Raw genomic sequence first — 13,192 nt, forward strand, 5'->3', positions numbered from 1 at the left:
AGCCATAGATCTTTTGGCAGTTAAGCAAAAAGAAGCTGCTGGGCAATTAGGCCCGGCAGCTTGAAGGTACGGTAATTTATTGAATTAATTTGTGGATTTCGGAAAGGACCTCATCAGATACAGCCCCTTTTCCTCCAAACACTTTCACTTGTCCAATTTCATTGCCTCCGAAGAAGTTTTTAACTTCTGAAGATAATGTTTTGCCAACAAGGATTACTCCGCTTTCATGCTTAGCGGCTAACGCTGCTCCTGCTAATGCATCTGCAAAGTTTTGTCCAGTTGCGGCATATACCACATCCAATGATGGCTCAAAGTACTCTGCCAGCATTACACTTGTAGCATAGCGGTCTTTGCCATACACTCTTTCAGCATCTGGAAGCTTTTTATAAACACTGTCAGAAAGAGCCACTTGGCCTCCGACTACCAATGTATGTTCAACTCCCAGTTCTTCAAGAACCTTACTTGACGCAGCAGGAAGTTTATCTTTTTGAGACAATACGATTGGCATACCGTACTGACCTGCATAAGAAGCAACAGCCAGAGCATCTGCAAAACTTGTCCCGTTTATAACAACTGCATCTTCTGAACCATCCGGAGCTACTTCTTTAGCTATTGCTGCTGCAGTTGCCCAGCGGTCTTTACCGAAGATGCGGTCTACTTCAAGCCCCATATTTTCTAATTGATCTTCTACTTTTACAGAAACAGCGCTTGTTCCGCCAAGGATCACAACTGTTTCTGCACCCAACCTTTCAAGCTCAGCTTTTGCAGCTCCTGATAACCCTTTTGAATCTGTTAATAATATTGGAGCATCATATTGAGCTGCAAGTGGAACACCTGCTAATGCATCAGCAAATTCCTGTCCTTTTGCAAGGAAGACAAGCTCCGAGCTTTCCCAGCCTTCGGAACTGATGGCTGCTGCTGTTTCATAGCGGTTTTCTCCGCTGATGCGGCTCACTTTATCATCTCCGCGGTATACTTTTACTTCTTTAACCGTCTTGTGGCCGGCTAGATCAGTGGCTTCTACCATGAATGTATTTTCACCAGGCTGAAGCGCAACTTCTGTCTTGATTTCTTTCTCAATGCCTCTCATTTCATAAGGCTCTCTCAGCATGTTGTAGAAGACCTCGTCTCCGTCAACAGCAACACGAAGCTCTTCAAAATTATCAGAAACATTTGTTGTTAATGTTGTTTTTTCTGTTGCAGCACTTACGCTTGCAGGTGCTTTTACAGAAAGCTCAGGTGCAGTTGTGTCAACGAAGAATTGCTTTAAGAAAGAAATTTCGTTGCCTGCTTCATCTGTACCAGCGATGCGGATTTTATGGAATCCGTCTTCTAGTGTAAGAGTTGTTTCAAACTCATAGCGTTTTAATTCAGCATTCCATTTCAATTCAACAGATTTGCCGTCTACAGTGAAGTTGGTCACTTTAGACTCATCTGTTACATAGCCTTTTACAGGAACTTCATTTGTATCATATGTTCCAAGAGCTACAGGAAGCTCGGCAATGATTGATGGGATTGTCCCATCATTTACACCTTTGAACTCTTTTGCAGATGTGTTGCCTGCATTGTCAGCTGTAAGAACCGTTACAGTTGAACCTGTCGCAAGGTTCTCAAGCTTGAATTCTGTTGTTGCAGGAGCAAGCGTTAATGGATTTCCATCTTTATCTTCCCCTACTACAGATTGGCCGTTAACAAGAACATCAAAGTATGCAACTCCTGAACGCTCATCCGCTGCATCGAATGTTACCTTGTTATCTTTAAACTCTGCATTTAAAGTTGGCTGAATTGTATCCACGATAACAGGAACTTGAACCTTTTGAGGCGCTTTCCCTGCAAAGTCTACTGTTGCGGCAATTTCAAAGTAATATTGGCCGTCTTTTACAAGAGCGTTTTTCACCTTTCCATCCCATTGGTTTGCAGGATTTAGAGTGTAAGGCGTGTATCTTCCGTCGTAGTAATGCTTGCGTACTTCAACTTCCGAACGGATGGTACGCAATTTGTTTTTGTTCTCATCTAGAACATTGTATTTAACTTCTTTAGCGTTTCGCAGGAATGAAAGAACCGGAATTAACTGGTCATTGCTGCCGTCTCCATTTGGTGAGATCGCAATTTTACGGGCATCGAATGGAACTTCTTCATTAAAAGCATCGTATCCAAGGTAGTTGACGTCTTCGCCAGCCTGCGCTACAACTCCAGCCACACCGTAGAATGTTTCGTTTTCTAAATCAAAGTTCATTGCATCAAGTATTGGAGCTTTGCCCCAGTCTCCATTGAACCCTACATAAGGGACTGTAAGCTGTGATAAACCTTCAGCAGAGAATGTCACGAATCCTTCTACAAAGTATCCGTTTTTGAAGACATCCTTCACTGGAACAGGAGTTTCAAAGTCGTCCCCTAAGACTTTTGCATTTGCAGTATCAAGTGTTACTTTTACTGTTTTTGTTTCTCCGGCAGCAACTTCTACTTTCGCAGTGTCCTTGCCGTCTACTTTAATAACAGCATCTATTAATTTTTGGGTTTCAAGCTCATCATCGTTATATCCGAGAGATCCTTTATTAGCGAAATCCGTTTGAACATTTGCTTTTACATCATAAGAAACGGCTTTGTCACTGAAGTTTTCAAGATCAAGAGAAAATTCTACTTTATCTCCCACTTCTTTCAGTGCCACTTTTCCTTCACCTGTTTCTGATTCTGTTACAACTGCAGGTGTATTTAGTGCAGAATAGAGTTTCATTAATCCCGCACCTTGACGGCGAGGAGAATAAGGAAGTTCCCATCCAAAAGCGTCATTAACCACTCCTTTATCGATAACAGGCTGAGACGTATTCATTAAGATGTTTTTCGCCATAAGGACACGATCTGCACCTTCTAAATTGAATAACTCGTCTACGCGCTCAAGAACAATCGCAGATCCTCCAGCCACATGAGGTGCAGCCATCGACGTTCCGCTCATAATTCCGTATTGATTATCATTGAATGTAGATAAGATTTTCCCGCCCGGAGCTGTGATTTCAGGTTTGAAATCAAGGTTAGGAGTCACACCCCACGAAGTGAAGGCAGACATTTTTCCTGCATCAGCATTTGGAGCAGCTACTTTGTCATCTCCAAATGTTACTTCTAGTTTCTTGCCTTCCTTCGCTTCAGCTTCAAGGGCATTACCATCTGCAATGCTTAAAGAAACTAATGGAATCGAAGGTTTCTCCAAAGCCATGCTCACATAGTCGCCATGTGCAGGCAATCCGCGGATGATCACACCTGCAGCGCCTTGTGCTTCAGCCGTTTTTTGGATATTTGCATAGAAATATCCTCCTGTACGAACGGCAAAGACAACTTTACCTTTTACATCTTTTTCATCATATTGTGCTGGCTGTCCATCTCCTACATACACAATATCAAGCTTTTGACCTTTGAACTTATCAAGGAATTTCGGTCCGTCCTGCTTTTGGTACCCAATTGTTCCAAAATCAGCGCCGTCTACTTGAACTTTCATCGCATCAAGATCAATTGTTGAATTTTCTATGGAAGCAACCTGCAGCGAATCATAAGAAAGACCTGGGGATCCAACTACTCCCACATCAGGATTGCTTGCATAAGGATTTGCCCAGCCGTTTCCTAGATGAGCTGAGTTACCTGCAGAAACAGACATGACCACTCCGTTTTCCACTGCTCTTGCAATAGCTTGCTGCTCAGGATCTTCTGGCAGCACGAATGATGCAGTTGAGCCTAAGCTCATATTCAATACATCTGCACCTAATTGAATGGAATCATCAATTGCTTTCACATAGATATCGCTCCATGTAGAAGGCATTTCAGGATCGTTTCCGAAAACTTTCAGAGCTAAAAGCTGCGCCTCAGGAGCCACGCCTTTTAAGCCGCCGTTCTCTTCATCTCCATTTGCGCCAACTGTTCCCCCTACGTGCATTCCGTGCATCGATGCGCCTGGTCCTAAATCAAGAATTTCTTCATTTTCGTCCATATAGTTATAACCATAAGGCACTTTTTCTGTGTAATACTTTCCTGGCAAGTTAAGGTCTGAAACAGCATCACCTACAGAACCTTCTGTTAAAGCAGGAACTGTATCATCACTTAGAATCATGTCTCTGTGACTTGGATCGATCCCTGTATCGATGATACCTACGATCATTCCTTCACCGTCATAGCCTAAATCCCAAGACTCGCGTGCTTCAACTAAGTCTTTACTGTATTTCATTTCAGGCTCTGCAGCCGGACGCTCGTATTCATGAGCGATCGTTACTTTGTTAACGCCTGTTAATTTTTCAAGCAAAGCGATCTTTCCATATTCAACTTCTCCGGAGAAGCCGTTGACTACAGTTGTAAATTCCTGCTCGAATTTCATTCCGATGCTTTTAGTAGCTATTTGGTTTTTAACCGCTTTTTGCTCCTTCAAAGCATTTGCTTTCAGCTCTTCCTGCTTTGATTTTGCAAGAGCATCGAATTTCTTTTCTTGCTTTGTTGCATATGTAATTGCGGGCTCGCCCTCGACTTCGACAATTACACGAACTTTGTCCGTACTCTTATATTGTTTTTCAGCGTCTGATTTTTTAATAGATTGCTTGCCGGCATTTTTCTTAACCTCAGTATTGGCATTTCCCTTTTGCGGTGTCGGAACCGCTGCTAATGCTGCATTTGAGAAAACCAGCAAGAAAGCGAACAGTAAAAATAACGATCTTTTCAGTTTAACCTTCAACTACTTGACCCCCCTAGTAATTTAGCAGTGTGTTTTACTAAAAAAATACTAATTTATCCCTCCTTTAACATATATAGAAATTATTTACTCTCTTATTTTATTTGTAAAATATTGAATAGTCAAACATTTACGAAAACTTTTATTCACTAGTATTCCAAAGACAAATTCCGACAAAAACCAGGACCTTACGATGCTGGTTATACATTGATACATCAATGTTTTAAAGCGAAAAATAGATAAGAAATGCTGGCAGCTCTGCTTCTAAACAAACATTATAAATATCCATTGATCTGTATATTGAGATGGAATTTTGACGGAGGGGCTAAAGTCCTGATGCCGTTCGACTTTACTCAGCCATTTTTCAACACTTTTCCCGGGGAATTATTTTTATTTTACGAAATTCTTTATAAAATGCAGAAAGACTGTCAGATGAGAACCTGACAGTCTAAATCTAGCAGCAGAGTTTAATTTTTTAATAGGTTGATCATTTCATTTTCGATGTCAGCATTTACTGCTCCCTGACCGCCAAGAATAGTAGCTGCTTGATACTTGTCGATTAAAGTTTTTGATGATGTATCATTTACAAGTAAAACGGATGCATTATTCTTTGATGCGAGGACCGCTCCCGAGAGAGCATCAGGGAATTGATCCCCTCTTGCTGTGAAGATTTCGTTTTGCCCCAGTTTTAATTGCTGGGCAACTTGTATGCTTGTTTCGTAACGATTTTTCCCGCTGATTCTTATTGGATTTTTGCTTTTCAGCTCATTAAATACTTTAGCTGAAATGGCATTTTCCCCTCCGATTACGACTGTCTTAGATATTGTTGTTAATGACTTTTTAATCTTTTCAGGGATAGTATCCACTTCGCTGAGCAGAATTGGGTAGCCTTTTTTAGATGCATAAGCCGCAACAGATATAGCATCAGGGAAATTTCTTCCTGTGGCAACAATAGCTGTAGCGGATGGCAGGCTTTCTGCAATTTTAGCTGAAGTTTCAAATCGATTAGATCCCGAAATACGGGTAACTGATAAACCTAATCCCCGAAGCTCGCCTTCTATCTCTAAAGGTATTGCTCCATTTCCGCCTAGAATAATGACCTTTTTGGCTCCTAATCTTGTGATTTCCAGTTTAGCCGGAAGATTATTCTTTGATTGAATGGTATTAGATTTGCCGTCTACTAAAAGAAGAGGTGCATGATATTTTGCAGCTAAAGGCGTTCCTGATAACGCATCGGGAAAATCTCTTCCAGTCGCAAGAACCACTGTATCGGACTGCTTCCAGCCCTCTTTAGAGATTTCTGCAGCTGTATGATAGCGGCTCTCGCCTTCCAATCTTGTTAAAATACGCTTTAAATAACTGGATGCCACATATCCTTTGGTTTGTGAATCTTTCACCTGAACTGGATACCAGACGAAATGGTTAGATGAACCGGCACTGCTGTCATAAACAAATTCCCCAGTGGGTTTTACAGCAATCCCTTTTCCTGCTTTAACTACAGGAGAAGACCCAGTTGCGCCCTGACGAATCTTCGGCTCTGCGGCATCTTCGTTAAACGTGATAAGAGTATCGTTTTTATTAAAAAGATGCTTTGTTTCTGTCATTTGAGCATTCAGTTTAAAATCTGTTTTATTGAAAGTAATATTTTCACTAGATTCACAAGTATAAGTGAAATCTGCAGGCAACATATCAATTAAAGCAATCTTAGTATTGATTTCCTGTATTCCTTTGCCTATATCAGTCTTAATCAGTTCATATAGTTCTTCCTGATAAGCTCCAGAATTTCTTTCTCCATTCCCTTCACATATTGCGAGGGGACTGTTCTCGGGTTTGATTCCGCAGAGAAATACCATCTTTCCAGATATGTACTTGGATCGTCCTTTTGCACGAGAGGTGCAGATTGATTGGAGCCGACAGGTACAGTCAGGTAGTCTTTTAATCTCTTAACCCCAGAGTAGATATTAAAAATCGCATTCTTTTTCAAATTTTCTTCATCTGCTGCAGGGTATACCGTTATCTGCATGATACCAATACCGCCATCGCCAGATAGAATAGGTTCTCCGTTTTTAAATTGCTGCCAGTCTATGCTTTCTTTAGTCGCAACTGCCTTTACAATTTCCGCAGGAACTTCAAGCTCCAGGGCAACATTCGTCAAAAGACAGTTTCCTGTTTGATAAGGGATGAACTTCCCGTATTCTGTTTGCGGATTATACTTGCACTTTTGGCTGACTTTTTGCTGCACGCTATTAAAATCAGGCGTGCTTGCCTGTGACAGTGACGGCAGCAGGAAAACAAAAACAAAAGACATAAACATGAAAAGAGTGATTTTTTTTAGATACATGCACTTTGCCTCCAAAATGTAGATTCTAGTAAAATCTTAACATATAACCCGACAGGTTTGGCATTAGTTTCCAAAATAAGATTAAAAAAATAGATCCCTTTTAATAGGATCTATTCCACGGTTTTCACAAAGTAATTTGTTAAGGATTCTGCCACTATTCTACTTTCTACCATAGAGATGATAGATTCTCCCTGCAAACAAGGATAAGGAAATTTATCATTCATTTATCAAAATTTTACTGTTTTCATAAAAAAGCGGTGAGTCTTGCTCACCGCTTAATTAATGACGCTCTTCACTCCTAAGTAACGCGGTTCAAAGTATACGTTATCCATTGTGGAAATCGTTACGCCTTTTGAAGAACTTGCATGAATAAACTCATTATTGCCGATGAATATTCCTACATGCGACGGGCCTGCTTTATACGTTTCAAAGAATACAAGATCGCCTTTTTCCGGAACGGCTACTACTGTTGCCTCACTCCATTGATCAACCGTAGTTCTTGGAAGATCCACTCCATGCTTGTCAAAAACATATTGTGTATACCCGCTGCAGTCAAACCCTGAAGTTGTTGTGCCGCCGTATTTGTAAGGCACGCCTTGGAGGGATTTTGCCGTTTCAATAAGCTTGTCTACTGGAAAATAAATCGAGGTAAGCACACTGTCGCTGATTGCACCCGATCCGCCGATCACGGTGACGGTCTGTACATTTTTAGCATCGATTAATTTTCCAATTTCAGCTGGAAGGGTTGATTGATTTGTAAGAAGCATTGGAATGTTTTGCTTTGCTGCATAGATAGAACCTGTTAATGCATCAGCATACGTCTTACCAGACACAAGTAAGGCACGCGACGCAGAGAAGCTTGCAAACTTAGCGGCTACCTTTGCTGATGTGTCATAGCGGTTCGCTCCTGCAATTCGCTCAGGGTACGGAAGCTGCGAAGCTGTGCCCGATGCAATAACGCCTGTTCCGCCGATTACATATGATTTAGTAAAACCCTTTACGTAGTTTTTCACTGACACTGGGACGCCTGTATTCTTTACCAGCAGGATGGGTGAGCCCTGCCTCGCAGCAACCGCAGATGCTGAAAGACTATCTGGAAAATTGCTTCCGTTTGCAATGAATGCTTTTTTAGTTGTAGATCCTAATTTTTTAGCAATAGCTACAGATGTTTCGTAGCGATCGGAGCCGGATATACGCTGTACAGTCAGGCCCATTGCTTCGAGTTTGCCGGCTACTGCTGCAGAAACTGCACTTTCACCGCCGAGTATGTATGCATTTTTAGCATGTAATCTTGTAATTTCATTAGTAATTGCTGCAGGCATTGCGTCTTTTCCCGTTAAAAGGATTGGCGCATTAAGCTTGTAAGCAAGCGGTCCTCCTGCTAAAGCATCAGGGAAGTTGTTTCCGACTGCAATAATGACATTGGATGTACCGTTCGGAAAGGTCTTCTTTGAAACCTCTGCTGACGTTTTATAACGATCCTGACCATAGATTCTGCTTGTTGTCCCTGCTTCTGCCTGTTCCGGCTGAGAGATCAAAAGAATCATCAAAAGACTGAGACAGCTCAACATTGTAATAGTTATTCGCTTCATACCATTCTCCTATGATGTTTTTACCCTTTCATATTATATAACAGTTTAATAGTCAGACAGTTTACAAGTATGTTACAAATCGTTGCCTCATTCGATGATAGACAACAAAAAGACAGCGTTTCCGCTGCCTATTGCTTACTATTTACGCCTTTTTTCGACGCGCTGCATATAAGGCAGCACCCGCCATCATGAGGATTGTTCCAAAAAAGACTGACTGATACATTGTTGTTGCTGTCTTCGGAAGTTCATTCTCCCTGATGCCAGAAGCTGGTTTTGCTTTCTCAGGCAAAATTGGCTGATTCGCGTTTTCTTTTTCTGGCTGCTCTTCTTTATCTGGAGTTTCTTCACCAGTCTCCGGTGTCTCACCTGTCTCAGGTTTTTCAGATCCTAAAACAAACTGCAGCGGATTTTTCAAATAGTCTTGCTCTTCTTCAATTTCAAATTCATATTCGTATTCGACGCTTTCACTGTAAACAAAGAGGCTGTAGACACCGACTTTCAGATTGAATTTCCCTTCAGCTGCCTGAAGGTCATCAATCAGCTGGCCATTCTCATCAGAGTAGCCTTCATATACAGCGTCTTCATTGTTTTCATCAATTCCGGCTATCATAAACTCGGCTTCGCCAACCGGCTGTTCTGCCTCATTTATCAGATAAAGCTCAGCCTGCTTCATCCCTTCTTCGTCTTCTGGCAGAGTCGTTACTTCGATCGACGCGAGATTTCCAAACTCTTCTGTTTCACCATAAACTTCAATGAGATATGTTGTACCAGGCTCTAAATCGGTTAACTTGTATGATGTTTTTGATGCAGGCAAAGGCTTTTCTTCTCCTGTATATACTCCATCGACGATTACCGTATAAGATCCTTCTGATCCTTCAAACATTTTATCCCACGAGAAAGAAATGGTATGCTGAGTCACATCTTCAATATGGATCTCAGGATAATTCGTAATGTCAATCTGAACTGTTACGCCTCTCTCTCTCAATTCCTGAACGACAAGGTCAGCATCAGATCCTGCGGACAGATCAAGCGTATTGATTCCGTAGAGTGAGACCAGGCTCAAGGCATCAAGATCCAACAGCTCATCAATATTTGTTAACTCTGTTCTTTCCAATGTGACAACTTCCAGTGACTCAAATCTTTCTAATCCAGTTAAATCTTTCAATGGATTTTTGGACATTTCCAGAGAGATAAGCCCTTCTAAATCAGCATCTCCTAAATGTTCAATCTGATTATCATGCAGCACTAACTCTTCTAACTCATCCAGATTAGAAAAAGCGGAAAGGTTCTTGATCTTATTATGAGAAAGATCAAGATAAGCAAGCTGTTCTGATCCCTTTAAAAACGAAAGATCTTTAAGCTGGTTATTTCTAATAGAGAGGGAAACCAGGTTTTCCATTTCTGCAATCTTTTCATAGCTTTTCAGTTTTGTGTTTTCGATCGATAAATCGAAAATGGATAGCCCGCTAAGAGGGGATAAATCCAGTTCAGACTCATTGTTAAAAATATAGACATACATTAGGTTTGAGGCATATTCCAAGCCAGTTAAATCTTTAATATCCATATCTGCAAGGAATAAATCCTGAAGACGCTCCATATCACTGGCGCGAATATCCCGGCTTAAGCCAAGCTGTTCTTTAATCATGTCTCTTAATTTGTCATCATTAAATTGAACAACAGGACCTTCAGGGGATTTCTCTGTTGTTTCAGTTGTTTCAGCACTGAACAGCAGCTGTCCCTCTGAATCATAAGCCTGAACTTCTATATGATAGGAAGTGTCTGGAGCAAGACCTCTGATCCAATAACTGTACTCATAGCCGTCTACTTTATCTGCTATTCCTTCACCATTGACTAGGACTTTGTAATGATCCAGTTCTTCTTCCCCAAAGTAATCCCATGAGATTTCAAGTGAGTCTTCCGTTGCTCTTGAAGCATAAATCCAAAACTCTTCTTCCTCATAATACTCATACTCAACATTAACACCTTTATCCCTGAGCTGTGTGATGACATCCAAAGACTCTGATCCATCTGTTAGATCAAGCGTTTCTATTTCCATTAAGAAAACCATAACCAAATCATCAAGCGCAAGCAATGGCTTTATGCTTTCTATCGATGTTAACGAAAGATCCAGGTATTGCAGATCTTTTAAAGCAGTCAGCTCTTCAATTCCTGTAATCGATTCATTTTCGCTCAGACTGAGTTCGGTTAATCCTGTTAATCTTTCAATCCCGTTAAGGGAGGAAAGATCATTGCCTCCTATATAAAGAGAGCCTAATTGCTCAAGCGCAGGCAGTTCAGTAAGATCATCCAATCCATTATAAGCAAGACTAAGTGCGCTCAGCTCTTTCAGTGAAGCAAGGACAGAGAGATCTTTAATCCCTGTATCAGAAAGGTCTAAATACTGCAGGTTCGGCCATTTCTTTATGGATGAAAAATCCTGCAGACGGTTTCCGTCCAAAAGAAGGAAGGTAATTCCTGTCAGGCTTTCAATTGGTTTAAGGTTTTTAAGATCATTTCCTGATAAGCCAAGCATTTGAAGATTCTTGGCTGTTTCCAGGCCAGATAAATCACGAATCCCGGCACCCGTCAGGTCAAGCTCTGTCAGATGCTCCATATCGCTCTCTACGATGTCCCGTTTAAAGCCAAAGTACTCTTTCATAGCTTTTTTAAGATTAGCATCTGCAAAAATCACTTTTTCCCCAGACGGAGTTTTTAAGGTAGAGAACATGCCGTTCGTAAAACCGAGCAGCTTCCCTTCCTTACTGAAAGCCTGTACGGAGAAAGAATACTGAGTATCAGGATTCAAGCCTGATGCAACGTAGCTGTAAGACTTTTTGCTTGTTTCTATTTTTTCTTTTTTTCCATTGATAGTCACTTCATAAGCAGCAAGGCGCCCCTCGCCATCATACTCCCATTCAATAGCTGTGTTAAGATCTCCCGGCTTAACTTGAGTGATATACATGTTCAGGCTGTCGTCATATACAAATTCCACCGAGTCTCTAAAAAGGCCGGTCTCATCAAGGATATCGATATAGCAAGATCCATAAATAATGACCTTTTGCAGAGATGGAAGGTTAGCCATCCCTTTAATACTCTTAACATCTGTATAAGACAGATTGATTTCCTCAAGCTGATGAAATGATTCTAAAACAGACACATCTTTAACGCCTGTCCAGCTTAAATCCAAAAGCTTTAAATTCGTCAGCTTCTGAATGTGTTTAAGATCCTTGAAGCTTGTGTCTGCAAGCAGCAGACTGTGTAAGTTCGTTAACGAATTAAGCGGTGAAAAATCAGATGCACCAGACATCGATAAATCCAGGTACCCGAGCTTGGTAAATGATTTTAACGCCTCAAAACTATTCAATCTGTTTCCTGCAAGTTCTAAATGCTGCAAATTCACTGCATATTCGAGTCCGGACAAATCCTGAATTTCATATGGAGAAGCATTTAAATAAGTCAGTTTCTCTAAATCACTTTCCGTGACATCCCTTTGAATCCGAAGCTGCTCCTGTACGGCAAGCTTTAGGTTTTTATCCTTAAACTCAATCGTTTTACCTTTAGCCGCTTCCTTCGTTTTCCCTTTAACTGCTGCTTCGCTGATCATCTTTCTATCTTTATCGAATGCGGCCGCTTTTACCTCATATTCAGTGGCTGCCTTCAAATCAGTGAAGATATTTTCTGTTTCATTTGTTTTCTCTGCCATTAATTTTCCGTCCAGATACACATCATAAGAAACAGCGCCGTCTAAAAACCAGCTTGCTTCAAACGATGAATCATTTACTTGGTAAAAGAACACTGTGTAATTTGGTTTTTGCGCTTCTTCTGTTTGAGCACTTGTTTCTTTCGTATCGAGAAGCTTGTCTCCTGCTATCACTTTCATTGTGAATGCGTAGGTTGTGTCAGGCGCTAGATCCATAGAGACGTATTCGCCCGCCTCACTGAAGCTTTGAACAAATTTCCCGTCCTGAAACAATTGATATTCCACTTTTTCAGTGACATTGTATTTTGGCCAGGACACGATAATAGATGTGCCTTCAGCTCTTGCATTTAAGATAAATTTATCATCGATCACAACAGGTTCACCCGGGTTAACAGGAGTTCCGCTGTCATCAATGCCTTTTTTGTACACAACAGTAATAGCATCTGTCTGAACGGATTCGTCCCCAGCGAGCTTTACAAGATAGGTATACGTTTCGTTTTCCTTTACGTCTTCATCAATGTATTCGTATGTTCTCGCAGTTGAACCATCTCTATTTTTCAGTTCATCTACAAGCTTGGCTTCAATCCCATTCTCCTGATCATTTTTCTTCAGGACAAATGTTTCAGGTTCAACAGTCACCGATGTGGCTGTCCACAATAACTGAATCCCTTTCCCTGTGTTTTTATACGAATGAAACCCAATTAGCGTCCCTGCTTCAGCTGCCGCCGTATAAGGCAATGCCATGGTAATAAGCAAAGATAAAATCATAAAAACCGACAGCATTCTTTTCATAGTAATTTTGTAATCCCCCTAGTTTCTTATAAACATATAAACCTATTATAGTTTTGAAAAAA

At 41.0% G+C, this 13,192-nt stretch carries 5 protein-coding genes; all 5 read right to left on the reverse strand.

From position 1 onward, the window contains the following. Positions 1-76: 76 nt before the first annotated feature. On the reverse strand, positions 77-4,708 hold the full coding sequence (locus tag LIT25_24550; GenBank protein USK33635.1) for a cell wall-binding repeat-containing protein: 4,632 nt from the start codon (positions 4,706-4,708) through the stop codon (positions 77-79). 464 nt (positions 4,709-5,172) lie between these two features. Next, positions 5,173-6,558: a cell wall-binding repeat-containing protein gene (locus tag LIT25_24555; protein USK33636.1), complete on the reverse strand. Its 1,386-nt coding sequence runs from the start codon at positions 6,556-6,558 to the stop codon at positions 5,173-5,175. After that, positions 6,453-7,046, reverse strand: coding sequence for a hypothetical protein (locus LIT25_24560; protein USK33637.1), 594 nt, complete (start codon positions 7,044-7,046; stop codon positions 6,453-6,455). Before LIT25_24560 ends, LIT25_24555 begins: the two co-directional genes overlap by 106 nt. A 275-nt stretch (positions 7,047-7,321) precedes the next feature. Beyond that, entirely contained in the window at positions 7,322-8,638 is a 1,317-nt protein-coding gene (locus LIT25_24565) for a cell wall-binding repeat-containing protein (GenBank protein ID USK33638.1), read from the reverse strand. A 142-nt stretch (positions 8,639-8,780) separates the two neighbouring features. Further along, positions 8,781-13,130, reverse strand: coding sequence for a leucine-rich repeat domain-containing protein (locus LIT25_24570; GenBank protein USK33639.1), 4,350 nt, complete (start codon positions 13,128-13,130; stop codon positions 8,781-8,783). Between the last annotated feature and the right edge of the window lie 62 nt (positions 13,131-13,192).

The organism is Bacillus sp. F19, assembly GCA_023823795.1.
In the GTDB taxonomy this organism is placed as follows: Bacteria; Bacillota; Bacilli; order Bacillales; family Bacillaceae; genus Bacillus_P.

Excerpts from the sequence above, each read along its gene's own strand:
- LIT25_24555 (USK33636.1), bottom strand. The coding sequence starts at position 6,558 with ATGGTATTTCTCTGCGGAATCAAACCCGAGAACAGTCCCCTCGCAATA.
- LIT25_24560 (USK33637.1), bottom strand. The coding sequence starts at position 7,046 with ATGTATCTAAAAAAAATCACTCTTTTCATGTTTATGTCTTTTGTTTTT.
- LIT25_24565 (USK33638.1), bottom strand. The coding sequence starts at position 8,638 with ATGAAGCGAATAACTATTACAATGTTGAGCTGTCTCAGTCTTTTGATG.
- LIT25_24570 (USK33639.1), bottom strand. The coding sequence starts at position 13,130 with ATGAAAAGAATGCTGTCGGTTTTTATGATTTTATCTTTGCTTATTACC.